At 42.9% G+C, this 25978-nt stretch carries 21 protein-coding genes; 5 read left to right on the top strand and 16 right to left on the bottom strand.

Annotated elements, in window-relative coordinates:
- Positions 1-47 precede the first annotated feature (47 nt).
- The 4 genes from NQ117_RS01275 to NQ117_RS01260 all read right to left on the bottom strand — a co-directional run bounded on the left by NQ117_RS01275 (position 48) and on the right by NQ117_RS01260 (position 5575).
- Positions 48-1466: an MFS transporter gene (locus tag NQ117_RS01275; protein ID WP_258276222.1), complete on the bottom strand. Its 1419-nt coding sequence runs from the start codon at positions 1464-1466 to the stop codon at positions 48-50.
- 90 nt (positions 1467-1556) lie between these two features.
- Positions 1557-1982, bottom strand: coding sequence for a MarR family winged helix-turn-helix transcriptional regulator (locus tag NQ117_RS01270; protein ID WP_258276221.1), 426 nt, complete (start codon positions 1980-1982; stop codon positions 1557-1559).
- A gap of 154 nt (positions 1983-2136) precedes the next feature.
- Complete coding sequence (locus NQ117_RS01265) at positions 2137-3597, bottom strand: SulP family inorganic anion transporter (RefSeq protein WP_258276220.1); 1461 nt, start codon at positions 3595-3597, stop codon at positions 2137-2139.
- 307 nt (positions 3598-3904) lie between these two features.
- A complete protein-coding gene (locus tag NQ117_RS01260; protein WP_258276219.1) occupies positions 3905-5575 on the bottom strand; it encodes a ribonuclease J in 1671 nt (556 codons plus the stop codon).
- 153 nt (positions 5576-5728) lie between these two features.
- On the opposite strand from NQ117_RS01260, the gene NQ117_RS01255 reads away from it, so the two are divergent.
- On the top strand, positions 5729-6532 hold the full coding sequence (locus NQ117_RS01255; RefSeq protein WP_258276218.1) for a lipase family protein: 804 nt from the start codon (positions 5729-5731) through the stop codon (positions 6530-6532).
- A gap of 21 nt (positions 6533-6553) precedes the next feature.
- Here NQ117_RS01255 and NQ117_RS01250 read toward each other — a convergent pair whose 3' ends face one another.
- From NQ117_RS01250 to NQ117_RS01220, 7 genes are all read right to left on the bottom strand, one after another.
- Positions 6554-7570 carry an amidohydrolase family protein gene (locus NQ117_RS01250; RefSeq protein WP_258276217.1) on the bottom strand — a complete coding sequence of 339 codons (1017 nt, stop codon included), beginning with the start codon at positions 7568-7570 and terminating at the stop codon, positions 6554-6556.
- 130 nt (positions 7571-7700) lie between these two features.
- On the bottom strand, positions 7701-9305 hold the full coding sequence (locus tag NQ117_RS01245; protein ID WP_258276216.1) for a serine hydrolase domain-containing protein: 1605 nt from the start codon (positions 9303-9305) through the stop codon (positions 7701-7703).
- A gap of 21 nt (positions 9306-9326) precedes the next feature.
- Entirely contained in the window at positions 9327-10676 is a 1350-nt protein-coding gene (locus tag NQ117_RS01240) for an FtsX-like permease family protein (protein ID WP_258276215.1), read from the bottom strand.
- The gene (locus NQ117_RS01235) at positions 10651-11427 is read right to left on the bottom strand and encodes an ABC transporter ATP-binding protein (RefSeq protein WP_258276214.1); all 777 of its coding nucleotides are present in this window, start codon (positions 11425-11427) and stop codon (positions 10651-10653) included. Before NQ117_RS01235 ends, NQ117_RS01240 begins: the two co-directional genes overlap by 26 nt.
- Positions 11428-11540: 113 nt before the next feature.
- The gene (locus tag NQ117_RS01230) at positions 11541-12644 is read right to left on the bottom strand and encodes a sensor histidine kinase (RefSeq protein WP_258276213.1); all 1104 of its coding nucleotides are present in this window, start codon (positions 12642-12644) and stop codon (positions 11541-11543) included.
- Positions 12641-13381, bottom strand: coding sequence for a response regulator transcription factor (locus NQ117_RS01225; RefSeq protein WP_258276212.1), 741 nt, complete (start codon positions 13379-13381; stop codon positions 12641-12643). Before NQ117_RS01225 ends, NQ117_RS01230 begins: the two co-directional genes overlap by 4 nt.
- A gap of 273 nt (positions 13382-13654) precedes the next feature.
- A complete protein-coding gene (locus NQ117_RS01220) occupies positions 13655-16309 on the bottom strand; it encodes a phosphoenolpyruvate synthase (RefSeq protein WP_258276211.1) in 2655 nt (884 codons plus the stop codon).
- Between the two features lie 203 nt (positions 16310-16512).
- Here NQ117_RS01220 and NQ117_RS01215 point away from each other — a divergent pair, with 203 nt between their 5' ends.
- Positions 16513-17130, top strand: a complete 618-nt coding sequence (locus tag NQ117_RS01215) for a TetR/AcrR family transcriptional regulator (RefSeq protein WP_258276210.1) — start codon at positions 16513-16515, stop codon at positions 17128-17130.
- 92 nt (positions 17131-17222) lie between these two features.
- Here the strand turns inward: NQ117_RS01215 and NQ117_RS01210 are convergent, their stop codons facing one another.
- Positions 17223-17696, bottom strand: coding sequence for a MarR family winged helix-turn-helix transcriptional regulator (locus NQ117_RS01210; RefSeq protein WP_258276209.1), 474 nt, complete (start codon positions 17694-17696; stop codon positions 17223-17225).
- A 150-nt stretch (positions 17697-17846) separates the two neighbouring features.
- Here NQ117_RS01210 and NQ117_RS01205 point away from each other — a divergent pair, with 150 nt between their 5' ends.
- Positions 17847-18425, top strand: a complete 579-nt coding sequence (locus NQ117_RS01205) for a DUF3238 domain-containing protein (protein ID WP_258276208.1) — start codon at positions 17847-17849, stop codon at positions 18423-18425.
- Positions 18426-18545: 120 nt separating this feature from the next.
- On the opposite strand, the gene NQ117_RS01200 is transcribed toward NQ117_RS01205, so the two are convergent.
- A complete protein-coding gene (locus NQ117_RS01200; protein WP_258276207.1) occupies positions 18546-18806 on the bottom strand; it encodes a GNAT family N-acetyltransferase in 261 nt (86 codons plus the stop codon).
- 285 nt (positions 18807-19091) lie between these two features.
- Here NQ117_RS01200 and NQ117_RS01195 point away from each other — a divergent pair, with 285 nt between their 5' ends.
- A complete protein-coding gene (locus NQ117_RS01195) occupies positions 19092-20189 on the top strand; it encodes a polysaccharide deacetylase family protein (RefSeq protein WP_258276206.1) in 1098 nt (365 codons plus the stop codon).
- Positions 20190-20226: 37 nt separating this feature from the next.
- Here NQ117_RS01195 and NQ117_RS01190 read toward each other — a convergent pair whose 3' ends face one another.
- The gene (locus tag NQ117_RS01190) at positions 20227-20358 is read right to left on the bottom strand and encodes a DUF3658 domain-containing protein (protein WP_258278124.1); all 132 of its coding nucleotides are present in this window, start codon (positions 20356-20358) and stop codon (positions 20227-20229) included.
- 292 nt (positions 20359-20650) lie between these two features.
- Here NQ117_RS01190 and NQ117_RS01185 point away from each other — a divergent pair, with 292 nt between their 5' ends.
- The gene (locus NQ117_RS01185) at positions 20651-20989 is read left to right on the top strand and encodes a VOC family protein (protein ID WP_258276205.1); all 339 of its coding nucleotides are present in this window, start codon (positions 20651-20653) and stop codon (positions 20987-20989) included.
- Positions 20990-21283: 294 nt separating this feature from the next.
- Here the strand turns inward: NQ117_RS01185 and NQ117_RS01180 are convergent, their stop codons facing one another.
- Together NQ117_RS01180 and NQ117_RS01175 are read right to left on the bottom strand one after the other, a co-directional pair.
- Entirely contained in the window at positions 21284-22375 is a 1092-nt protein-coding gene (locus tag NQ117_RS01180) for an NAD(P)-dependent alcohol dehydrogenase (RefSeq protein ID WP_258276204.1), read from the bottom strand.
- A 284-nt stretch (positions 22376-22659) separates the two neighbouring features.
- Complete coding sequence (locus NQ117_RS01175; RefSeq protein ID WP_309137838.1) at positions 22660-25875, bottom strand: bifunctional cytochrome P450/NADPH--P450 reductase; 3216 nt, start codon at positions 25873-25875, stop codon at positions 22660-22662.
- Positions 25876-25978 lie beyond the last annotated feature (103 nt).

Below are 25978 nucleotides of genomic sequence, written 5' to 3'. Positions count from 1 at the left end.
TAATAAGACATGAAACTAGGCTAGACTGTTAGCCATAGAGTAGGTTGTTAGGACATGTTGCTGGGCATTTCAGTATGAGCGACTCGGTTGTTCTTTGAAATGCGGAAAGATGTAATGAAGCTTACAATAGCAAACAGCAGTTGTAGAGATAGTACCATAACAATTCCTGTGGTTATCCCCCAGTCGAATGTATCGCTTATCGCTACTAAAGCCCCGCTAATTCCTATGCTCAATCCAATACTAAATGAATCTATAAATTGAAGAATAGCGGAAACCTCCCCTTCTTCCCCGGCTTTTGCATACTGTAAAGCAATCGCTGCCGTAGTCGGATTGGCCAAACCTGCACCAAAACCGATAATAATTTGTGAAAAGACTGCGATCACGATACCACTACCTGTAGTAGCAATGGCTGCAAACACGAGTGCTACGCCAGCAATTATGAAACTGACACCAATGTGAATTCTTATCTTTCTGCCTTTACCATGGTCCCTTGCATCAAGCACAGACAGCAGCCATGCTGCGCCTGACCAGCTTAATGCACCAGCAGCTACAATTAAACCTGCGAGATCTTCCGATAAGCCTTTCACTTCAACAAGTGCCAACACGACAAAGCTTTCTGTTGCAAAGTAACATGCCACATACATACCTCGTGTAGCAATGGTTGCTGGCAATCCTGTTGCTATTGAAAATGTACCTTCTGGAAGCAGCTTACGTAAAGGCTTCATCATAATAAGCACACCCATAATAGCAAGCAATATGCCTTTCCAATCGGGTAGCCAGCCCAATCCAGTTAGTAATGTCCCTGTTCCTACAGCAAGTAGGATCGCGTGTATTTCCTTGTAGTTTTGCTTACTCGATGATGAAGGTCTAGGTGAGGGTAACGTGCGAAAAGTAGGAAGCGTTAATAGTAGAGCAATTACAATGATGGGGAGTACCATTACAAATACAAATCTCCATGATACATGTGCAGCTGCGTACCCAGCTATGTATGGTCCGATTAACGCTGGCAGCACAAAGGCCATGGAAAAAGAAGCAAGAATTTTCGTTCGAAGTGCCTCAGGATAATGAACGGCGGCACTATAATATACACACGTAATAAGAGCACCGGCTCCAAAGCCTTGCAACGCCCTCCCGATAATGAGAATGAGCATATGAGACGATATAGCCGCAACCACGATCCCTATCACGAAAATAACAAATGATAAGATCATGCTCTTGAAGACCCCATGTTTATCGATACGCTTGCCCATGACAATCGTTCCGATGATCTGATTCAATAGAAAAGCACTAAATATCCAGCCATATAAATGAAGACCTTCTAGCTCTTGTGCTATCGTTGGTGCAACTGTCGTGATTGCCAATCCTTCAAAGGCTACGGTTGAGATAGCTAATATAATACCAATCGTTAATGCGCGATATGGAGCACCAAAGATACTTGGTTTTATCGCTTCCGATGTTGATGTCATAACCGATCGCTCCCTTATACTTGTCGTAACGGTAATTGTCATAACAACTATATCTTCAAAAAAATGGAGGACCAATGCCACATTGCGTAGTCATAGATCCTTTACATTGTTGTGTATAATCGCCAGCGTTCTGCGGAAATTCTCCACTTCTTCTTCTGTTAGGCCTGCGATGGTTTTATTAAAAGCCTCAATCGAGGGTTCCATAATATCCTCTTTAATTGTACGTCCCTTATTCGTTAAGAACACTCGCAATGAGCGCCTATCCGTCTCATGAGTAACGCGGTGGATAAATCCCTTCTTTTCAAGCTTGAAAAGCATACGGGCGATATTGGCTTGATCTTTATACAATCTTTCTGCCAATTCCTTCTGGGTGATGCCCTCCTTCTCCCACAAAATAACGAGAATTTCCCACTGATCCACTGTGATATCAAATGGGTCACATACTTTCTGATAATACTGATTAAGCTTTAAGTCTGCCCGGTGAACGATGACACCTATATACTTTTCTAACTCCAAAGATTAACCTCCATTTTTTAACATCAAATATAGTTGTTATGACAATTATATGAACTCCCCTTTAGGAAGTCAATCTTGGGCATGCAAAAAGAACTGCAGTTTCAATGAAACGCAGTCCTTTCGTTATCAAGCTTAAGGTTATGTGCTACAAGTCTTATCCAGAAGAAAAATTGACATTCTTATCATGAACGGTAAGATGATCAATTAAATGTTGGCTGGATGCGTTAAGACCTACAATGCTTACATGATTGCCATTCTCTCTATATTTGAGAATCACTTTATCTATAGCACCAACAGCTGAGTCATCCCATACATGGGCTCTGGAGAAATCAATCACGATTTCTTCCCCGCTAGTATTCCAATCAAAGGCAGATAGGAAGCTGTTCGTTGAAGCAAAGAAAAGCTGGCCTTCCACTTGGAACACCTGCTTTGCCTTATCTTGTTGTTTGACAACTTTAATCTTCGAAATTTTTGCTGCGAAGAAAATCGCACTTAACAGTACTCCGGCAATAACACCTTTGGACAAATCATGGGTCGCCACAACAATAATAATAGTTGCTAGCATCACACATGCATCTGACTTCGGCGCTTTTCTCAAGTAGGTAAACGATGACCAATCAAATGTTCCTATGCATACTACAACCATAATACCAGCCAGCACAGACATCGGAATTTGAACAACCAGATCACCAAGTACAATAATAAGGAACATTAAAAACATTCCTGACACAAATGTGGAAAGTCTGCCTCGCCCACCCGATTTTATGTTTATGACGGTTTGACCAATCATTGCACAACCTGCCATTCCGCCAAAAAAGCCATTGATGATGTTCGCAATCCCTTGACCGCGCGCTTCCTTATTTTTGTTGCTGCTTGTGTCCGTCATATCGTCTACGATGGAGGAAGTAAGTAAAGATTCCAGCAACCCTACAATAGCCAAAGCAAGAGAGTATGGGAAAATAATAGTAAGCGTCTCAAATGTAAACGGAACATTCGGTATAAGGAATGACGGCAACGTTTGCTGGATACTTCCCAGATCCCCTACTGTTCTAAGGTCTAAGTTCCAAATCATAGCAGCTGCTGTTAAGATGACAACCGCAATAAGAGGTGCTGGTACCGCCTTGAAATATCTCGGAATTATATAAACAATAAGTAAGGTGATCCCTACAAATACGTACGTTAAAGTCGAAATGCCCACAATATGCTGCAGCTGTGCCATAAAGACTAATATAGCCAACGCATTAACAAATCCAATCATAACTGCCCGTGGTATAAACTTCATTACATGAGCCACTTTACACACACCGAAAATCATTTGAATAATACCGGTTAGTATCGTTGCAGCCAATAAATAATTCAGACCATGTTCTTTCACAAGTGGTACCATTAGTAGTGCCATGGCGCCTGTTGCTGCTGAAATCATTCCTGGTCGACCGCCTACAAAAGAAATAATGACAGCAATACAAAATGATGCATATAAGCCGACCATAGGGTCAACGCCTGCAATAATCGAGAAAGCAATAGATTCCGGAATAAGAGCTAATGCAACAACAATCCCTGCCAAAATATCCGCTCGTATATTAGAGAACCATTCTTTCTGTATACGTTGAAACACTTCTCCACCTCATATGTCTCTAAAAATAAAATGCAGAAACTAGTGTAGCATTTAACCTCCCAAGATGGAACTATTTTAGAAGATTAAAAGCTAGCAGTTGTCATTAACCGTCTATCACTTATTCATTCGGACATAGATGGCTCACATGAATGACTTCGTTATGAACAGTACTTTTCTTTTCACACATTTTCACACACTAATTTATAACAAAATAGGACAGCTACAATTAGCTGTCCTATTCGTAATACAACGTATACGATCGTTCCAATTAGTTATACCGTTTACACAGCGAGTGAACACTTTAAACCTACACCTCAATAATAATAGGCAAAATAATCGGACGTCTTTGGGTACGAGCGTACAGAAATTGACCTAGTGTATCCTTTAATGTCTTCTTCATGACACTCCATTGATTGATTTTTTCCTGCTGCATTTTTTCAACAGTCCCAATGACAAGCTGGTTAATATCTTCAATCAACTCTTCGGAGTTACGCACATAAACGAAGCCCCTCGATATCGTATCTGGGTCAGTTAGCAACTTGCCCTCTGCTTTACTTACGGTAATAACGACGATTAAAATCCCGTCATCCGACAACTGTCGGCGGTCACGCAGCACGATATTACCAATATCGCCTATGCCAAAGCCATCCACTAACGTTTGACCAGCAGGAATATGGCCGAATTGACCAACAACCCCATTAACCGATTCGACAACTTCACCATTTTTTAAAATAAATACGTTTTCTCGCTTCACTCCTACAGCTTCAGCAAGCTCACGATGCAAATACAACATTCGGTATTCTCCATGAATCGGAATAAAATACTCCGGCTTCATTAAGGTGAGCATAAGCTTTAATTCTTCTTGGTTACCATGCCCGGAAACATGCAATTCACTGCGCGAACCGTAAATGATCTTGGCCCCAAGCGCATACAAATTATCTACAATCCGAGCGACATTACGCTCATTTCCTGGAATTGGGTTCGCTGCAATAATTACCGTATCCCCTACATCCACTTTCATTTGGCGATGAGAAGAACTCGCTAATCGAGCAAGTGCCGCCATTGGTTCACCTTGACTGCCTGTACATAGTACCGTGCATTGCCCGTGCGGAAGTTTAGCTGCCTCTTGTACATCGATAATCATTCCTGATGGTACGGACAAATATCCAAGCTCTTGCGCAACTGACACAACGTTAACCATCGTACGACCTAGCAAGCTTATTTTTCGGTTCGTTTGAACAGCAGCGTCAATAACCTGCTGCAGTCGGTACACATTCGAGGCAAATGTCGAAACAAACACACGACCTTCAGCTTTATGGAATGCTTCTTTCAGATGCGCTCCGACGGTACTTTCCGATGCCGTGAACCCTGGCCGCTCCGCATTCGTGCTTTCAGACAAGAGCACACGGACACCTTTCTTCCCTATTTCAGCCATGCGATGAAGATCCGGATACTGCTTATTAACAGGTGTCATATCAAATTTAAAATCACCTGTATGTACAATCGTTCCTTCAGGTGTGTCAAATACGACACCAAGGCAGTCCGGAATACTATGATTGGTTGGAAAAAAGGAGCATGTTATCGTTCCAAGTTCAATCTGTGAATCTGTGTTGATGCATGTCATGCTCGTTTCATGAAGAATCCCATGTTCTCGCAGCTTAATTTCGATAAGTCCGAGCGTTAACCTTGAACCATAGATCGGTACCTGCATTTGTTTTAAAAAGTAAGGAATACCACCGATATGATCCTCATGCCCATGCGTCACAACTAATGCGCGAACTTTATCTTTATTAGCTAGCAAGTAACTAATATCGGGGATAATCAGATCGATGCCCAACAAACTTTCATCTGGAAATTTCGAGCCACAATCGATAACGACAATGTCATCCCCGTATTGAACAAGGTACATATTTTTGCCTATCTCATTCACTCCACCTAATGCTGCAATCAGTAGCCGCTTTTCATCGGTTTGCTTCATCCTGAACCCTCCGAATAACCATTTACATATCTGATAAGTTGTCCTTAATGATATTTTTTCATTCGGTCTTAACTTCGGGAGGAACTGACATAAACCAATACGCCAGCAATAGATTGAAAATAGGTCAGCTATCCCTATTATTAAGGAGGTATAATGATGAGCTCCTCATCCGCTAGAACAGCAGCAGACATCAATTGGACGGAGGCTTTATTTTGGTGCAAAATGGTGAATTCGGCTTATGAAATGTATGATTCATGCCCATCTAACCTTACTCCTACGCCACCTGCTGATTTCCCCACTGATTGGGAGATCGAAAATCTATTGATCGTCCACCCCGTCGTCGTATTTTTCACTGAAACCAAATTTATCGGTTATGTAGCCCGCTCCAAAACCGACCCTGCCCATGTTGCTATCGTATTCCGAGGAACGAAGACCGAATTGGAGTGGGTGTTGGATGCCGAGTTTGGCTTGGTTGACTTTGCCGAAGTACCGAATGCAGGTGAAACAGAAAAAGGATTTACCGAATGTTTTCGCTCGTTATATGGTACGAACACAGATGGCTCAAACGAGACTCCATTCACGGAAGTACTAGCTCAAGTCACTTCAAGCGCCAAGGTCACCATTGCAGGTCATAGCTTGGGTGGTGCGTTAGCTATTTTGGCGGGAATATCCGCTGCAAATTTGACTCAAACCGAAGTCTATACTTATGCAGCACCTATGGCAGGAGACCCCGCATTTGCCGCAGCTTACTGTGAAACCGTTCCATCGAATTATCGGGTATACAATGAACCTGATATCGTGCCTAAGCTCCCTGGCGAGTTATTTGGCTTCGTCCAAGAAGGGGCTGGAATTCCATTAAACTCGCTTAATTATCCCGCAATTGGTCATTCCTTAAAGGACTATCACAACATAAGCACCTATCTGTACATGTTAGAAAATCCGATTGCTCCAGATTAGTTTGCTAGCCATATAGATAAATCAAATCTTTAACAGTTGTTCGGCATTGCGATGTGCAATTCTTGCTCTATCTGCGGGACTCACTGGGAGCTGATCGAGAAATGCACGAGCTTCGTGCATGGATGAGTATGGATAGTCGGTTGAAAACATAATTCTTTCAACGCCAACTTGGAGGAATAGGTCAAGGAACGCTGGCGTCCAATTGAACCCGGATACCGTATAATAAACATTTTCACGCAAATACGCTCCAACGCTCTTTTTCAACTTCGTCATTTCTGGAGGCAAACTTCGTTCAAGTCTCGGCAGCATAAAAGGAAGGGTTTCGCCTAAATGACCAACGATAACTTGTAAAGTCGGGTATCGATCGAAAGCACCACTCAGGATAAGGCGAAGAACATGATTAGCTGTGTCAATATGCCATCCCCAAGCTGCTGTTGCCAATACTCCTGCTATCTCCGGACTATAATTTCCTGTATAAACTTCCTTTATTACAGATTGTGCAGGTGGAGTTGGATGAAGATATACAGGGACTTGCAGAGTTTCAGCGCGTTCAAGAATAGGCCAGAAATATTCATCGTCTAAGTAACGACCTTGGGTGTGACCATTAATTAGTGCGCCTTTGAATCCATGGACGCGAACCATGCGTTCCAGTTCATTCGCCGCTTTGTCTGGAGAAGAAATTGGGAGTGCTGCAAAGCCTGCAAATCGATGCGGATATTGCTGCACCGCATCGGCGAGTATATCGTTGACTTCACGAGCAAGTGTTACAGCTTCAACAGCATCAAGCTGCTCTACACCCGGAGAGGTTAGCGACAATACCTGCATATCGATACCTGCTGCATCCATTTGTGCAATCCTTCCTCCGCCTATGTCAGACAGCATTTCGATAAGCTTCGCGATCCCTGCTGCGACTTGGGGATGAGCGTGGGCCGCTTCTGCTTGCGCCTTAATGAGACGACCCGGACCCTCCATAAATGATGGAGTTACAAAGTGTTCTTCTAGCGCAATCGTTCGTATCGTCGATTTGTTGTTTACCATAATCATTACACCTCACATGTAGAAGAGTTAGATCAATTTTCCTATTAATGATCTTTATCGCATTTTATAAAAAAAGCAACTGAGTTTTAATAACCCAGTTGCTTTCTCCTATCACACTCACACAGATATATTAATACTTCAACTCTTTCTGTAAGTCCGATTGTTTCTTTGATAATACGAGCATCAGCCCATATATAAAGTACACGCTTAATGTGGCAATAAGACTATAAATCGTAAACATGATGGTAACTGGTGCCCATCTAGCCACAAACGACCATGACATTCCACCGAGCAATACACTTGGAAGGTTCACGATAAGGAACATAATAGCTGTGCAAAGCAAAAAATGAACGACGAACCATAGCAGCCTTTTACCTTTCAGAGCAGTCCAATTTCTCTGCTGCCTAATTAATTTCTTCATGCATACAACAATTAAAATGAGTCCAACAAGCCCTAGGATTCCCACCAAAATAAATACATAGGTTGCGATTTGCTCCACCACTAGCATGCCATCTGGTTGACTATTCGCTTCCGGAGCCTCGCCATTCCAAATATCCATAACGCCCTGAGCAATAGTTGTGGTCGAACTGCTGTTTATATTCGATAAAACCGCTACTCCAATCTGCTCTTCGGGCAATAATGTGATATAGGAAGAAAAGGTTGGATTTACTCCTGCATGATAAACGACATTACTGTCTCCTTGCTGTGCAGCCCAACCTGCCCCATAGTACGTATGTTCATCAAAGGGTTTAACTGATCGATCAGGCGTATGAGAATCCACGATGAGCTGCTGATCAATGCCTTGAAGCTGTACATTTCCAAGCTGCACATTCATCCATTTCGCAATATCGTTCGCATTACTAATAATGTATCCAGCTGGTGTATTGCCGCGATAGATAGCTGGTGTATGAGCAGTGGGCACCGTGAATTTCAGTCGATACCCCGTAGCCATATTAGCTGGCGGAATTTGCTGTACACCAACTTTTGAATCGGTCATGCCAAGTGGCTGTAAAATATGCTGCTGCATATACGCTTCATAGGACTGCTTCGTCACCTTTTCAATGACAAGGCCCAATATATCGTAATTAATCGTCGCATATTCGTAGGAACTTCCTGGTTCACGGTTCAAAGGCTGGTTAAGTAACGTTCTCACGGTTTGTTCAAGCGCATCATCAGCGTTGCTCTTCGGATAGTGCTGAATCGATGCTGCCGAGATTCCACTAGTATGATAGAGCAGATCTTGAATAGTAATAGATACAGGCCTATCATTGTACGATAATTGCAGCCAAGGGATGAATGTTGTAACCGAATCCGTCCGTTTCAGCATCCCTTCCTTCTCCAGCTGTAAAATGGCTAATCCCGTAAAGGCTTTGCTCGTAGAAGCAAGCTCAAACAATGTTTCGCTGGTCACCGGCTTCTTCGCGGCAGCATCCGCAAATCCAAATCCATTTTGATAAGCAATATTTCCCTTCTCTACAATAACCAATGAAACCCCTGGAATAAGGCTTTCTTGCATCTGATTGTGTACATACTGCTCTATTTTTTTCGTTTTCTCTTTCTTAGACAAGAAGTCTTGCGCCATAACTGATTGTGGCAGCAGGACACCAATAATCGCTAACGCCATGAATGTAAAGAAAGGCTTCTTCAGAGCAGTTACGATTCGATTGTGAGCTTTGATTCGGGTATTCCTTTTCGCAACGCAATTAGATAAGTTACTTGTCTGCCTAATAGTCATATCCCTACTCCTCGTCATCTATTAGATTTCATTACTGCGAAGAACGTTGTTCATATAATCATGACAAGTCACTAGGAAATATATCGTTTGCATAGCAATATAAATACCAATAACTCCAAATGAATAACTCCAATGTGCGAGCTGAAGGACATTGTCCATCGCTTTCATCGCAAACAAAGTATGAATGATACCGACTATGCAAGGTACGTAAAAGATAATTCCTAATTGTGTGACGATTATCTTTCTGATTTCATCCTGGGTCATGCCGATACGAGTCAACACTTTATATTGCTCCTGATCTTCTCGCAATTCTGTAAACAGTTTGAAATAAATCATACTACCCGCTGCAATGAAGAATAGCAAACTAATAAACATGCCTATAAATAGAATCAGTGAAAAAAGCCCTTCAGGATCTTCATACTGCGTGTGCACACCATCCAGCTGTACGCTTCGCAATAGCGTATAAACGGCACCCGATGCGGTCAGGATAACCGCGCTCAATATTGATACGATAAATAGCATGCGCGCATTGTCTTTTAATTTGTGAGCTAACTGAGCAATAATCATCATATTCGTACGATTATAATAGAATCGAGAATTCCCTTGAGCGAGCTGTAACATATAAATACTAAGCTGGGTAAACAAGAGATACGTCCCAATTACAACCGTTACCATAATAATCGGTGCGAGCAGCGCAAAACTGAATGCGTCTATCACAAGTGCCAGACCATAGGCAAGTCCTAAGCATACAGCAGCAAGTACGGATAGGGACCGTGATTGAATAAGTTGCTGCTTCGATTGCATCTGCGCTTTCAGCATCTGAATAATTTCCGTTTGCCCGACCCGATAGGTGGTCCACAACGTAATCAGGGCAAACAGGACGAAGAAACTACCTACCGTCTGCCAGACCGCACGGAATGGAACCTTATATGGAATAGGATCATTCATCTCCAGCAATACTTCAAGCATCATAAAAAATAATTTACTGAACATGATGCCAAGACCAATACCAACTCCTACCGCTAAAGCTGCAATGATGGCATTTTCAAGTATAATCAATTTGCGAAGCTGCATACTCGTCATTCCAAACATTTTGAAAAGTCCAAACTCTTGCGTCCTTGTCTTCAAAAATGCAGCGTTGGAATAGAGCACAAACAAGAGCGAGAAAATAATAACGATGTATTGGCAAAATATGAGCCCCTGCCTAATCTCCAAAGCAGCAACCATTTGACCTTGAAGTACATCAGGATGAACAATAAATGCCGTGTACATGTAAAAAATCATGACAGAGAACACGCAGCTCATAAAAAATGCACTGTATGACCGCCATTTCCCTCGTATATTGCTAATTGCGAGCGAACGGAACGTCATTGAAGTTTCCTCCTAGCACGCTCTGTGCGTCCAATATTTGTTGGAAGAAGGCTTGTCGGTTTGAACTACGCCGTATTTCCATAAACATCTTCCCGTCTCTTATGAACACGACCCGCTTACAATAGCTTGCCGCGAACGGATCATGCGTTACCATGAGCACGGTTGCTCGATCCACTTCGTTCATTAGCTGAAGCGCATCCATTACATCCTTTGCCGATTTTGAATCCAAATTCCCGCTCAGCTCGTCCGCAAGCAAGATCGAAGGCTTATGAATCAATGCACGCGCAATAGCTGTACGCTGCATCTGACCACCTGAAAGCTCATACGTCCGCTTATGCAGGAGATGAGCAATTTGCAACTTTTCAGCCAATGGCCTTAAGCGCTGCTCAATTTGTTCTGGGGCCATGCCTTCCATGACAAGTGGAAGAATTATATTTTCCTTTATGGATAAGGTTTGTACGAGATTAAAATCTTGAAATACAAAGCCTAGCTGACGACGACGAAATAATGATATCTCCTTATCGTCAAATCCAATAGGGTTAACACCGTTAATTTCGACACTTCCTGACGATGGTCGATCGATGGTAGCTAGTAAATGAAGAAGAGTTGTTTTGCCGCTGCCCGATGGCCCCATGATGCCGACAAATTCCCCTTCCTCTATTTCCAAATCAAAATCTGTTAAGGCAGTAGTCAAGATGTTGCCTTTGGAACTGTATATTTTCCCAAGCCCTTGCGCTTTTAGTACAGTCATCCTCTAGTTCCTCTCCCTGCGCATGTTCTTATCCGTTACGGTTACTATGTAAGTATAGGCTTCTGCAAACATAGGTCCCATCGATTCAGATGACAAAAGGGTCAAAACCAACCTTACATATTTGTCACATTACTTTCCAGCCGATGAATGCTCCTTGGCTCAAATGCAACTATAAAGGTTGTTCCCTTGCCTACTTCGGAACGTACAGTCAGGTTGTGACCTAGCCTATCGCATACCTGTTTCGCCAAATACAACCCCATCCCCGTAGATTCTTCTACAGAACGTCCATTTTCACCGGTAAAGAACGGATCGAATATTCGCGGCAAATCATGTGGAGGTATGCCAATGCCTTCATCTACTATGGTCAACTTCACTTCACTAGCTGACTGCTCTATTTGAAAGGTTAAACGTTTAGGGCCTGACTTTCCCTTACTGTATTTGATCGCATTGCTAACCAATTGATTGAGTACGAACGTCAGCCATTTCATATCTGTCTCTATCCACGCCTCGCCAACTATGTTAGGAGTGATGGAATGACGGATACAAAGGCGTTTATGGGCAATAATTACGTCACGAATCAATTCGTGCAGCGGTACCTGTTTACTATGCAAATCCATCTCAAATTTATCAAGCCGCGCTGAATATAGCAGCATTTCCAGACCTCTCGTCATCCGATCGGCCTCATCCTTCATATTTGAAATAAGCTGATGCTGCTCTTGTTCGGTATACGGCATCTGTTGTGATGCTTCCTGCATAAGTAAATCCATCACCGAAACGGGTGTTTTCATATTGTGCACCCACTGCAATACAAAATGGTTGTGCATCTCCTGCTGACGGTAATAACTACGAAGCTCATTCAAATAAGCAGTTCGTTGTTGTTCTAACAAACGAGCAACAAGCCGTTGTTCCTGTGTCACGGTAGAGTGTACCATTGCAGTTGCTTGCATTTCTCCTGAATGTTCGATTGCCATACTTACCTGTCGATAATAAGTACGCTGTCGTATGTAGTCTACTGCCAGCCACACGCCAATAAAAAAGAGGGACACGACCATAAAGTATACTGGGGTATCGGTATCATTAATTCCTTTACTTAAGCGTGCTTTGTCTAATTTCATAATGGTTACACCTAGCGCAATAATGGCTATTCCCGTTAGGATGTATGAGGAACGATCACGTACAAAGAGAGCTGCTGAGTTTCGTTTTACCTTTTTTATCATAAATGTAACTCCTGCTCATTTAACTGTTTCTCATCTTCTGTTTCGAGCAGCAATTTATAGCCTAGACCGCGTACGGTCACAATGACCTGCGGCAGTCCTAGCTCCTCTAGCTTTTTCCTCAATCTAGTCACGTTCACCGTCAGCGTATTATCGTCTACAAATTCTGCTTTATCCCATAATACTTCTAACAATTGATCACGTGTAATCGTCCTGCCTGAATGCTGCATGAAACATTCTGCCAACAATTGCTCATTCTTCGTAAGCACTACCTTTTCCTGCTTCCATACTAATTCATTACAACTAAGATTAAGCCGCAAACCTTCTACCCTTAATTCGGAATCAGGAGGAGCAAGCGTTGAAGTATCCGCATATTCCCCGTACACTCTCCGTAACACGCCTTTTATTTTTGCCATTAGCAGATCAAGTGGGATGGGCTTTGTAATATAGTCGTCTCCACCATGCTCAATGGCCATGACTTGATCCATCTCGCCTTCTCTAGCAGATATAAATATAATCGGAACATTAGAGCTCTTTCGAATCTGTCTGCACCAATAATAGCCGTCAAAGTATGGCAAGTTAATATCTAGTAGTACTAGATTCGGTGCATACGCTTCCAATTCGGTTACGATATTGCTATACTCTGCTGCACATTTCGCATCAAAACCGTATTTCTCCAGCGTCCTGTTCAGTACATTGCCAATCTGTTCATCGTCTTCTACGATAAAAATGCGATACATGAAAGTTCCTCCTACTAGAATTGCCATTGTAACTATCATAGTACAGCACAAAACAACCTCCAACATCATTTGTTAAAAACAGATTGCTCCTTAATAAAAATGTCATCAGCGTGTGCACGATCATCATATTCTAATGCTTGTTGTTTTCCCAGTTCATACGAACTTCACATAAATAACCAGTCGCCGATTGATTATCGACGACTGGTTGCTTAAACGCGCAAAATGCAAGCGCACGTGATATAACACAATGATCCTTCATCTATGCAAAAAGAGTTAATCTACAAAACTCGCTTCTTTCAGCACCTCTACATATCCTTTACTGCCGTCAAGTCGAAGCCTATCTCCATCTTTAATTATCGTCGTTGCATGCTCAATGCCAACAACAGCAGGCAATCCATACTCACGAGCAACAACCGCACCATGTGTCATTAAGCCGCCCATCTCCGTAATAAGTCCCTTCGCTTGCTGGAATAGAGGCGTCCAACCTGGATCGGTGTAAGGTGCAACTAGTATCTCGCCTTCTTTTAAAGAAGCTGTAGTTGGATCAAGCACGACTTTAGCTCTCCCTTCAATGATTCCGGGAGAAACCGGCGTACCAATCAACGCTCCTTCAGGCGCATCTTCTCCCTGAACACTGCCTTCGATAATCTCCCCTTCACTCGTCATTACCCTCGGTGGCGTCAATCGTTTATAGTACTCAAAATCCTCTTTTCTACGTAGGATCAACTGCTGAACATCCTTCTCAAACGATTCCTCTATCACTTCAAGCATCTCAGGCAAGTTTAAGAAGAAAATATCGTCACGTTCACAGAGAACACCTTTTGCCACCAATGCATCAGCTTCTTCCAACAGCGCTTGCTTATAAAGCGCAAAATGACGCACCAATACAAACTTGTGATGCTCACGCAAGCCCATAAAGCTGCGATAAACGGTCATAAGGCGTGACACTACCTTCTCCTTAAACGCTCCGTCATCCGCTGTACGAACTTGTGCTTGAATGCGCTCAGCTGCTGCTTCTGCCTCAAGCTCTCCCTGACGGAAACGTTCACGATGCTCTCCATGTTTCACACTGTTCAAATGTCCCACGATAGATGAAACAAGCATATATGGACGCTCCGACCAGCGCGTTCGAGCCACGTCAATCTCCCCTGGACAGCGAGCCCCATATTGATCCAGCCACTGTTCGAATGCAGCTTTGAATTCGCTGCCTCCAGCAATCGAGTTAAGCCCTTCCATAAACCCATCTTCTACTGCATCTCGAAGATAAATTACAAGCTCGGGGTGATCACGAGCTAGGTCTGCCAAGTCCCCTAGTTGCAATCCCATTTCGCCCGTGACATTATAAGGTAATGATTTATTTAAGGTGAGAAGATCACCCTCGTCGAATGTCCACCATTTCGAGAGCAATGTAAGCATTTCTTTTGCCACAGATGCAGCTGCCATATAATGCATATCTATTGCCATCAAACCTTGCATCAGAGACCCACAATTTTTCTGAACATAGGCAATTCTCTCCACACCGCTGCAGCCATCTAGAGCCTGTCGACAGAGCACTGAACATTGACTCGCATATGATTTCACTTCTTCATAAGCTGTTTCGCCATCTCCTTCAAGCAGGTCTTTCATAACCTTCGTTGCAAGAAAAGGAATCATTTGGTTAAACTGCTCCATGCCTGGCATAGGACCTTCTTTGATGGGAAAGCGAGGCAGAACCTGACGAGCTGCACTGCTTATTAAAGGCTCAAATTTATCGATAATAAACAGAAACACCTTGCGTGCCATATTCGACTGGAGAACGTGAGTTACATCGGCGAATAGTCTACCGCCAACTTCAATTTGCGAGTCTATATTTGCACCCTGATCAGCCGGAGTAAGATGCTTCCACATCGAAATGCCAGCCGGCGTCATCACATCTGTCATCATCTGCATATGCCCGCTAGAAATATACACATGTAGCTCGTCATCAGGCGCTTCTGGTACGGGAAAAAGTGAAGTAATCGGTCTAGCCTGTACAATATAGAATTGTCGGTTGACCAAACACCATTCAATATCCTGCTCAGTTCCATAATGAGCTTGAATGCGCTCACCCATCTGAGTCAAAGCCATAATTTCTTCATCCGATAAGGCTTGTAGATTTTGCTTCTTTGCTGAAATAGCTTCAACAACCGTACCTCCCTCAGTGAGCGGTCGCACAGCCTTTTGCTTATTCGCTACTTGTTTCTTTACAATCTCTCCCTTTCTGACCTGATACAAGTCAGGATTGACAATGCCGGAGACGAGCGCTTCACCCAATCCAAAGCTCGCATCTATCGAAGTAATTGTTCGGTTTCCTGTAACAGGATCAGCAGTAAACATGACTCCTGATACATCTGGCTCAATCATCTGCTGAATAACAACAGCCAGTTGAACAGCTTGATGATCGTACCCATTCTTTATGCGGTAAACGATAGCACGCTCGGAGAAAAGGGATGCCCAACATCGACGGATCGCATCTAACAGCTGCTGCTCACCTTTTATATTTAAGAACGTATCTTGCTGCCCCGCAAAGGAAGCTGTCGGCAAGTCCTCTGCCGTCGCACTGGAACGAACAGCATATCGATAATCTGTGCCTAATACTCTCCATGCGTGCAAGATGGCTTCGTGTACATCACTTGGAACAGAAAGACCCATGATGCACGTTCTTATTTCCTTGCTTATGCGTCGAACTTCTTCGATATCAGATGCGTTCAATTGGCCGAGTTGTTCGTAAAATGATGTCATTGAAGCAGTTTGGTTCACGAGCTTCTCATAAGCAGAAGTTGTAATGCAATACCCTTGCGGAACGGGAAAACCAGCTTGCAGCAGTTCTCCCAAATTTGCGCCCTTGCCACCTACTTTATGAATATGCGCTCGGTTCACTTTTTCCAAATGCAAAATATAAGGCAACATAGACTTCATCCCCCTCAGCATCGTCAAACACACGCTATTACCAGTTGATTGCTAAATAATTGATAAATCTCCAATTGGATGCTTATAATTTTACTAAGAACTGGAATCTGTTCAATATGCAGCTTGTTGTGTTTCGTTCGTTATCAGACAGAAGCAGATAAATTGTTGAGTAACGTTATTATTCGTTGATAAGGAGGTGATGGATGATGGCCAATACGACGGATCGGCGAGTTATAAGAACAAAGAAAAATATAAAGCGGGCTTTTAACGAATTGTTGAAGGAGAAAGGATTCGAAGCCATTACGGTTCAAGATATTGCAGATCGAGCTGATATTAATCGTGGAACATTTTATTTACACTTTTTAGATAAATACGATCTATTCGAGCGAAAAGTGGATGATATACTTGCGGAGCTGATTGCTTCAGCCCCCCCTGACTGTGCGGTGAGTCAAACCTCATACGCAAGCATGGAACCACGAATCATCCAATCCTTCACCCATTTTCAAAAGCATCGTGATTTCTACAAATTAATGTTTGAGGATGGCACAAACTCCTATTTTCATACTCGGTTTATAGAGCTGTTGCAAAATCATTTCGATCAGACCCTTGATGTGATGAAGCTAGACACCGTTGCAACCAAGCATCTTAACAAAGACCTTATTACACATTACGGACTATTTTCTTTTATGGGCATCTTAAAATACTGGCTTGATCAAGAACCCCCATTTTCCCCTGAATATATGGCAAAACAGTTACGATCCATTCATGAGTTCGAGTCGTCACGGCTTATCCAAGAAAAACATACAAGTAAGGTTGATTGAAATAGTACTTGTGAGCTAACGCTCCATAGATAGCATCAAAAAACCCTCTAATTCCATCAATCGCTGATGATTTAGAGGGTTCCTATCTTTATTCACCAAACAGGTCTTGCACCACGTGGAACTTGGCCTCCATTGGCTTCCTCAACTAACGTTGTCAAATCCTTCTTAAGCAAATCCATTCTTTCCACACCTATTCGTTGCGCCCAACGCGCCTCGATCTCTGCAACTATCTTTTCTTTTGCTTGTATGGCTAACTTACCTCGTTCAGTGAGCACGATCAATTTCCCCCTCATATCCGTGGGATGATTCGTACGCTGCACATATCCGTTTTCTTCAAGATGATCAACTATTTTGCTCACAGCCTGCTTCGTTATTCCTAAGTACTCCGATATCTCGATCCCTGTCGCACCATCAGGCGTGATACGTTTAAACAAATAACCATGTGCAGGCCTAATGTGCCCAAATCCTAATTCATCTAAGTGTTCATGAAGTTCTCGTATCAATAAACTAATGCCTGCTGTCATTAATGTAGTAAGGTCGGATTCCACATATTTATCTTCATTCATCTAACGTCTCTCCCTTAATAATAGTCAATCAAGTTGACTTTATCTGATTGCTATTGTACAGTTTACTATATAGTCAATCAAGTTGACTGTTGTGTTTTTCACTTTCATTCAAATTTTTCAACCAGATTAAAACAACTCTGGAGGTTCTATATGATTATCAAAATTAGAGCAAGTGTGTTTATTCCGATGTCTTGGACTGAATCTGTAAAGGATATAACGACCGGAAACGTTCATAAGTTCGAAGGAGATTCACGTGAATTTACACCCTATGCCGTAAACACCATGCGCTCTAGAGTCGAGCAAGAGGTTACTGTAGATTTTTATAAAAAAGAAGTGTTTTCTTACAAAAACACAGGTATTACAACTGAGAATGTCACTCATTCAGACGGTTCTACTCATCAAAGACAAGGCAAAGCTAGCACAGACGGCATCCAATGTATCGATATTGTGTGGAGGGATGACGACGTGTGCTTTAAAATGCTCGCTAGTGCCAGTAATCCATTGAACGATGCAGCACCACCAGTCGATTACTTACTACGAGTAAATGTGACTAAAGACGGTACTGTATCCATGACTGGCGAACATGATGGATTCCCTTGCTTTGAGTTTTATAAACAATCGAACTTCGGTCCATTCGAAACCATCTATACGCATGACTTTAGAAAAACCGGAGACACTGTAGCTTCTTTGGCTGGTGAAATGGAATATAAGTTCAGGTACTATAGTTAATGAACATTGCTGAACACATATGATATGTAAAAAACTTATATATACTTGTAAGGACTTCTGCAGAGGAGTCCTTTTTTATATGACTGCTGAATCTATTTTTCCAATTTATCAAACATACAATTAAAGCTTTCTGACAAATAGAACCCGATCTTGCCCCTTCCCATCATAGTTAGCCATGACGGGAATATCATCAACTAGACTATCCCCCACTTCCATTCGAAAGCCGAGTCGGGTATGGAAAGCAATTGATATACGATTAACGGGAGAAGTAACACAGCGCACTTCCGTGCAGCCAAGATCTCGCACAATATCGAAGAACTTCTCATACAATTGCGTCGCAACGGGGATATAATCTGATTCAAGAACATGCCTAATTTCCATAAAAATCACCTCTTTAGAGTTGAATTAACTACCTAAGTTATACAACAAACTGAACCTCGAATAATTCCGCTGCATCACATTCAGTCCGCCCATTACGATATTTCCGTCCATTATGTCGGTAATAAAATACATATTTACTGCTACTTCAAGTTCTTGCGAAATTATATGCTTACAACCGTATTATGTAAAGACTGTAAATTTATTTTCACCAATTAACCCATACTACATAGAGCAAATGCATGCTTTGAAAAAAAGCTGCAATCTTGAGCGGGCGGAGGTAGCTATATGCACAGGAAAAAACTGAGAAATATATTTGTACTCGTACTTTGTATCGTCTTATTTGGAGTAGATAGTGCGAACAGCGTAAAGGCGGTCGACGCAGCTCCTACTGCGCATAATCCTCCATTAGTTGAGCACATCTTTTTTCATCCGCTTATTGCCTATCCGCAGCGGGCTTTTATCGGTGATCGACAGTCTCGGGAAATGTTTGATTGGTTTGTAACCGTGCCTGAATTCAAACGCATTCTTCAATCACTTTACGACCATCAGTATGTGTTGGTGCATTTGGAAGATGTGTATGAATTTAAAACGGTAAATGGTAAAAAGCGAGCCGTTCGTCGTAACTTCCCGCTTCCAGAAGGAAAGAAACCGTTAGTCATTTCGATAGATGATCCGAATTATTATACGTACATGCGTAAGTATGGGACGGTAGATAAGCTTCGTTTGAATCATGAAGGAACGATTGTGTCTGAATCTCATGACTTGAAAGGCAATGTTGTGTTATCTAAAGACTTGGATATCGTTCCGATTCTAGATCGATTTGTAGAGCAGCAACCAGACTTCTCTTATCAGGGTGCAAAAGGAACGTTAGCACTTACCGGGTTCGAAGGCATTTTGGGCTGGCGTACTCAATCCACCTCACCCACATGGTCACGCGAAAGAGTGGAAGCTAGAAAGGTCGTTAAGCGTTTAAAGGAAACCGGCTGGCGTTTCGCTTCTCACAGCTACGGACATCGTCATCATTTAAAAATGGATCTAGATCGATTAAAAAGAGATGAACGAAAATGGAAGCGCGAAGTCAGCACGCTTATCGGAGACACGAGCATTTACATTTATCCTTTTGGAGAAGGCTATAAGTTAGACGACGAGCGGCTAATGTGGCTGGAGCAGCAAGGCTATACCGTATTCAGCCATGTGGGCAACGTTACCTATGAACAGCGGCTTGAAAATAAGATTGTACAGGATCGCAGGCATATTGATGGAATAACGTTAAGCCAACAGCGTGATATGTTTCTCGATTTATTTGATGGAAAGGAAGTCATAGATGTCGATGGCAGATTCCCGATTGATGCTATTCGAAAAACAAAAAAAGCATGTCCGTAAAGGACTTGCTTTTTTAATGAGAAATACCAATAAGCCGCTAATTTAATCGAATTTCAAAGCCACTAAGCAATTCTAAATTTCCTCGATAACTAAGCTCACCTTGATCAATCATCTGGCGTATCCGAATAGCCAAATACGTGTCACTGATACAATGCTCGCTGTCACCCACCACTTAATTGGGCCGATTGAGAGAGTTTTCTGAAATACAGATAATTTGATCTTGTTGATACTCATTGCTATTTTTACGAGCGGCCTTTAAGCTGCCGTAATCAGACTCACCAAAAACAAGATGTGTACGACATTCACTTTAATCCCCCTCCTATTCAAGCTTCAAGAACATGCACGAGTTCGATCAAGGAATGTAACTACTCAGACTCTACAACCTTAGCACTTGCATGAATTTGCTATGATCAAAAAGCCAGAATAGGTATTCATCCAAAACTGCAAAGGAAGTGTCTCTTATGAAAGTAAATCACCTTAACCTCACAGTCACCGATGTGATAGCGACTAGCGAATTTTTAGAGAAGTATTTTGGGCTTTTAACGCAGGGAACACGTGGTGATGGATTTGCATTCCTGTCAGACGACAACGGTATGGTACTTACCTTAATGAAAGGCGGTAAAGTGAATTACCCTAGTACGTTTCATATCGGATTCATGCAGGAAAATGAGGAGCAGGTAGATGAGCTGAACCAACGATTGAAAGAAGATGGATTTGACGTGGAGCCACCTCAAAGATGGCATGGCTATACCTTTTATGTTAAAGCACCAGGTGGATTTACCGTGGAAGTGTTATGTTAAACAACTTGAGTTATGTCAGCAACTTTAGTTACGTTAAACTTGAAAGTAGTTTATTCTAACTACACCCATGTTAGCTCTTAAAAAACCAAAGAACGTGCCGATCGAATCGACACGTTCTTATTACATACTTATTTAAATTTCAATTAAATTTCTTGAATAACCGCTACTGCATTTTACGCAATGGATTAAAACTTAATATTCTTCGGGATGCTGTCAGCCTGTACTTAAAGCGTTTGCTAGCTAGTGCACCCTAAGATGCACCAGTTGCCGAGCCACTAAGAAACAGAGCCATCCTTATTCAAATATAACAACCGGCTTCACTGTTTTGCCGCTCTTCATATCTGCGATAGCCTCATTAATTTCCTCGAATTTGTACTTATTTATCAATTTATCAAATGGGAATCTGCCCTGTTTGTAATATTCAATTAATTGAGGAATAAACAGCTTCGGAATAGAATCTCCCTCCACCACACCCATCAACGTTCGATTATACATAATTAATTCTTCAAGTATATTTAACGTCACGTCAGGGCCTACTCCAACCGATGCCATCGTCCCACGTGCACGAAGACTGCGAATCGCTTGCAGAATTAATGCAGGAACACCTGTCGCTTCCAGAACGTAATCTGCACCGCCGCCAGTGATTCGAATAATTTCTTCTTTCGCATCTTGCTCCTTGCCGTTTATGACATGTGTAGCACCTAGTTCCTTCGCTAGTTCAAGCCGACTAGGCACAATATCTACCGCAATAATGGTCTTTGCTCCCGTAATCGCGGCACCCATGATCCCGCTTAATCCAACTCCACCACAGCCAAAAATGACGATAGAATCTCCAATCTCAGGCTTAAGTTTGTTCAACACAGTACCTGCACCTGTTTGGATGCCGCATCCAAGTGGGCCGAGCAGCGATAGGTCCAGATCTTTATCAACTTTCACAACATTATTTACATGTGCAACGGCATACGTTGCAAAGGAGGATTGTCCAAAAAGCGTAGCAATTTCTTCATTCTCTTTTGTAAGACGGCTTGTCCCATCAAGCAAATGACCGCCAAAATTATGCTCACCAAAATGATCGCAGCTCGCTGGATGACCTTCGAGACAGTTTTTGCATTTTGCGCAATAAGAGAATGAAATAACAACATGGTCACCCACTTCAAAGTCAGTTACATTCGGACCTAGCTGCTCAATAATACCTGCGCCCTCATGACCGAGTGCGATTGGCAATGGAGTGGGTGTATGCTGAAGCTGGACGCCGATATCCGTATGGCAAATGCCTGTACCTACAAGTTTTATGAGCACTTCGTTAGATTTCGGAGGCTGGAGCTGAACATTCTCTATTGTAATATTGCCACCCTTTTCGTTCACAATTGCTGCTTGAATATGCATAGTGGAGTCACTCCTTTTCATCGGATAGCTATATTATATGATAACGCTTACATATAAACAATTCACAAATTTATGAATAAATTTTCAACAGATTTACAGTATTATTTATAAGCTGTACTACATATAAGCATTTGTGTGCAAATACTTGTATTCCTTCATCCTGCGTGCTGCTCGCTATCATTGCCCAAGGTTAGTCTGGCCTTTTATTTATACTTTAAACAAAAAAGCTGTCAATAAATTGACAGCCTTGGCAATCATATTAAAATGAAGTTTAAAGTGCAACATTATGCCGACGCCCAGACATCTTTCGCATAACGCCCTTCTGCTTGAAGTTGATTCATCCAATCGATGGCTTCTTTCTCTCCCACTCCCACTGCATGGCAATAAGCTTGTCGCAGCATAGCTTCAACATCTGGCGCCATGTTGCTACCGTCCCCGCAAATATATAATCGCCCTGTTCCATTCACCATTTGGATGATTTCCGATGCGTTCCGTTCCATCAAATGCTGCACATAGGTTTTGCCGTGCCCTTCTATACGAGAAAATGCAGTGTGCAGCGTTACAACGCCATCCCTTTCATATTGCTCCAGCTCTTCACGATAAATAAAGTCCGTTTCATTTCTGCAGCCGAAATATAGATGGGCTTCTCCCATCGTGACGCCGCTCTCTTTAAGCGCAGCTCTAGCTTGTAAGAAACCTCGGAACGGGGCTAACCCTGTTCCTGGACCAACCATCACGATAGGAACCGCTGGGTCTTCAGGCAGTTGGAATCCAGATTCAGGCGTCCGAACGAATATAAGTAATTCCTCACCGGGCTTACTTGAAGCCAAGTTAGTGGAAGAAACACCTTTATATTCGCCATTGCCGCACCTAGCTGGCCCATTTACAACCGCTACCGTTATACTCGTTTTATCCCGATATTTTTTCGGCGAACTTGATATCGAATAATATCTCGGTTTAAGCGGAGGGAGCAGCTCTAGAAATTTCACAAATGGTAGCTCACAAGCTTCGTATTTTTCTAGCAGTGTTAACATCGAAAGTCGTTTGCTCAGCACTTGCTCCCTATAGACATCCTCTTCTAACAAAGCTTCCAACTCTCGTTGGTGTGGCGGGCATACCGTGTGAGCTGCAAGCTCTCGTATTTGGGCCCGAGTAGCGGGCTCCTGCATTTCGACGTTGCGGCTGAGTAAATCCCGAACATTTACCGGATGATCCATAGGAAGATGAGACAGGTCTAGACCGTTTGTAGTTAGCACCAGTTGAGAGTCCCCTTCGAGTCGGAATCTTCGCAGCACCCGATCCACATTTTCTTTACTGTTACGCGGCAGCACCCCTAGATGATCACCTTCACAATATTCAACCCCCTCTGGCAATTGTATCTCAATATGCCTTGTACTCCGCTCACTAGTTGCCGATTGAAGTTCACGATTATCCAACACGGTTGCATAAACTGCATCATATGTCCGCACAAGTGGCTCAGCAGCTGGTCTATTAACGAACTGAACATGGAGTGCATTCCGGACAGATTCAGCAACAGAGACTTCATTTATGCCCAAAACCTTTCTAACATCCGTCCACAGTGTTTCGCGCCATTGTTCCAATTGCTTATCAAAATCACCGCCGGCATCTGCCTCACCACGAGACGAGATCCGTTTGCCCCCTTTGCGTGCAAGCTGCTCGTCGATAAATCGAGGTACATTCTGATACGTATTAGACCAATTGCGATCTCCACAGCCAAATACAGCATATTGCACACCTTCAAGCTCGCCATCTTCTACTTCTTCCAGCCATTTTACAAACTGTGCCGCATTTCTCGGTGGTTTGCCGTTATAAGAGGCGGTAACGATGATAACAGCCCCTTCTTTCGGCAGTTTGCCGATTGATTCATGTAAGGAAGCAACCTCAGCATTTACTCCGAATGAACGAGCCGTATTTGCTAGTTCTCTCGCTATCCCTTCTGCCGTGCCTAAATTGGAGCCATAAAGCACAAGTAAAGAGGACGAAGCGGCATCCGTACGAGTAACAACCCCTGTCTTGAGATGTTCACCTGCATTCGGTCCAGGAGTAACCGTCTCTTCCGCTACCATCCGTTGATGAGACGGCATACTTGCATGCTGCACACCTTCCCGCTGCTTAACTCGAATGCTGAAGTCGTCGGGTTTAAGCGTTAACGTTTCCTTTATTTTTAACTGATAATTATGATGGTCTATCATTTCAAAATGTTTGAGAATCATCCCGAGCGCTAACGTCGCTTCATAAAGCGCAAATTGCATGCCTATACATGCCCGCTCGCCATTGCCAAATGGCTTGAACGCATGGGTCGGTACTTTTGCCGGATCCTCAAATCGCTCTGGACGGAACTGTTCTGCATCCGCTCCCCATGCATCTTTGTCCCGATGAAGCTGTGGCAGAAGTACGACAAGGGTGTCCCCTTTTTTCAACGGATATTCGCCGCCCAACACGGTATCTTCTCGTGCGGACACCTCAAAGCCTGGTGCTGTAGGCCATAAGCGCAGAGCTTCATTTAACACCATGCGAATATATTTCAGTTGAATGACTTGTTCATAAGTTGTTGTTGGGCTCGTGAGCACTTGATCGACTTCTTGGTACGCCTTTTTCAGTGTGTCTGGATTTTTCAGCAAATAATAAAGCGCAAACGATAATAAACCGCTTGTCGTCTCATGCCCCGCAATAAGAAACGTAATGATTTGGTATCGGATATTCTCAACATCCAGCTGTTCTCCTGTATCAGGATCTTTTCCTTCCAGCATGCGTGCGAGCAGGTCAATCTCCCCAGATCCGCCACTTGTCTTTCGTTCTTCAATTATTTTGTCTACTAAGGTAAACATCGTTTTGATGTCTTCTTCGTATCGTTTCTTCGTCTTCACCATCAACATGTTTTGAAGCTCAATCCGATTGCTTCTCCGCATTGCTTCATTCAACGCACGCACCATACTCAAAATAAACGGGCTATGCTCTTCTCTATAGAAACTGTTAAATCGATAATTGAACCCACACAGTCCAATCGTATCGAGAGTGAGACGGGTCATATCGTCCGCCACATCAATGGTGTCATTCGGATTCAATCGCGCCCATTTCTGAACGAGCTGTGAAGCAATATCAACCATCATCGTGTGATAGCCTTTCATCGCTTGCTGGCTGAACGTAGGAAGAAGGATATTGTGAGCCTTTTTCCAGTTCGGCTCATTCGTCCAGCTCGTAAATAGGCCATCGCCACCAAAGGCACGGACATTTAACAGCTCTTTACCAAGATACTTATCAAATCGCGTAATATCGCACAGTTCAGCTACTAGCTTATGACCAGACACCATCAGCGTAGATAAGCCTGGCGATTTAAACCGATAGATGGGTCCGTATTGTTCGGCCAGCTCTCCAAGGGACAAAATAGGAGTATCTTTATTAATTAAAGGCAAGTTGCCGAGCGGTCCATATGATTTGGGTTGAGGAATATATCCGGATTCTCTTATCATCATAAACATCCTTTCCGAATGGTTTACGTACAAGATTCATTTGATATACTGCCGCTGACTGATCATGATGTAGGTCGTTTTAGGCGAATAAATGGAAAACTAAGTTTGAAGA

Origin of the sequence: Paenibacillus sp. SC116, from assembly GCF_024733555.1 — a bacterium.
Classification (GTDB): Bacteria; Bacillota; Bacilli; order Paenibacillales; family Paenibacillaceae; genus Paenibacillus_B.
This window is presented reverse-complemented; position numbering and strand designations above follow the sequence as displayed.

What these genes read in the sequence shown, in the direction of transcription:
- NQ117_RS01275 (WP_258276222.1), bottom strand. Translation starts at nt 1,466, where the DNA reads ATGACATCAACATCGGAAGCGATAAAACCAAGTATCTTTGGTGCTCCA.
- NQ117_RS01260 (WP_258276219.1), bottom strand. Translation starts at nt 5,575, where the DNA reads ATGAAGCAAACCGATGAAAAGCGGCTACTGATTGCAGCATTAGGTGGA.
- NQ117_RS01255 (WP_258276218.1), top strand. Translation starts at nt 5,729, where the DNA reads ATGATGAGCTCCTCATCCGCTAGAACAGCAGCAGACATCAATTGGACG.
- NQ117_RS01250 (WP_258276217.1), bottom strand. Translation starts at nt 7,570, where the DNA reads ATGGTAAACAACAAATCGACGATACGAACGATTGCGCTAGAAGAACAC.
- NQ117_RS01245 (WP_258276216.1), bottom strand. Translation starts at nt 9,305, where the DNA reads ATGACTATTAGGCAGACAAGTAACTTATCTAATTGCGTTGCGAAAAGG.
- NQ117_RS01240 (WP_258276215.1), bottom strand. Translation starts at nt 10,676, where the DNA reads ATGACGTTCCGTTCGCTCGCAATTAGCAATATACGAGGGAAATGGCGG.
- NQ117_RS01235 (WP_258276214.1), bottom strand. Translation starts at nt 11,427, where the DNA reads ATGACTGTACTAAAAGCGCAAGGGCTTGGGAAAATATACAGTTCCAAA.
- NQ117_RS01230 (WP_258276213.1), bottom strand. Translation starts at nt 12,644, where the DNA reads ATGATAAAAAAGGTAAAACGAAACTCAGCAGCTCTCTTTGTACGTGAT.
- NQ117_RS01225 (WP_258276212.1), bottom strand. Translation starts at nt 13,381, where the DNA reads ATGTATCGCATTTTTATCGTAGAAGACGATGAACAGATTGGCAATGTA.
- NQ117_RS01220 (WP_258276211.1), bottom strand. Translation starts at nt 16,309, where the DNA reads ATGTTGCCTTATATTTTGCATTTGGAAAAAGTGAACCGAGCGCATATT.
- NQ117_RS01215 (WP_258276210.1), top strand. Translation starts at nt 16,513, where the DNA reads ATGATGGCCAATACGACGGATCGGCGAGTTATAAGAACAAAGAAAAAT.
- NQ117_RS01210 (WP_258276209.1), bottom strand. Translation starts at nt 17,696, where the DNA reads ATGAATGAAGATAAATATGTGGAATCCGACCTTACTACATTAATGACA.
- NQ117_RS01205 (WP_258276208.1), top strand. Translation starts at nt 17,847, where the DNA reads ATGATTATCAAAATTAGAGCAAGTGTGTTTATTCCGATGTCTTGGACT.
- NQ117_RS01200 (WP_258276207.1), bottom strand. Translation starts at nt 18,806, where the DNA reads ATGGAAATTAGGCATGTTCTTGAATCAGATTATATCCCCGTTGCGACG.
- NQ117_RS01195 (WP_258276206.1), top strand. Translation starts at nt 19,092, where the DNA reads ATGCACAGGAAAAAACTGAGAAATATATTTGTACTCGTACTTTGTATC.
- NQ117_RS01185 (WP_258276205.1), top strand. Translation starts at nt 20,651, where the DNA reads ATGAAAGTAAATCACCTTAACCTCACAGTCACCGATGTGATAGCGACT.
- NQ117_RS01180 (WP_258276204.1), bottom strand. Translation starts at nt 22,375, where the DNA reads ATGCATATTCAAGCAGCAATTGTGAACGAAAAGGGTGGCAATATTACA.
- NQ117_RS01175 (WP_309137838.1), bottom strand. Translation starts at nt 25,875, where the DNA reads ATGTTTATGATGATAAGAGAATCCGGATATATTCCTCAACCCAAATCA.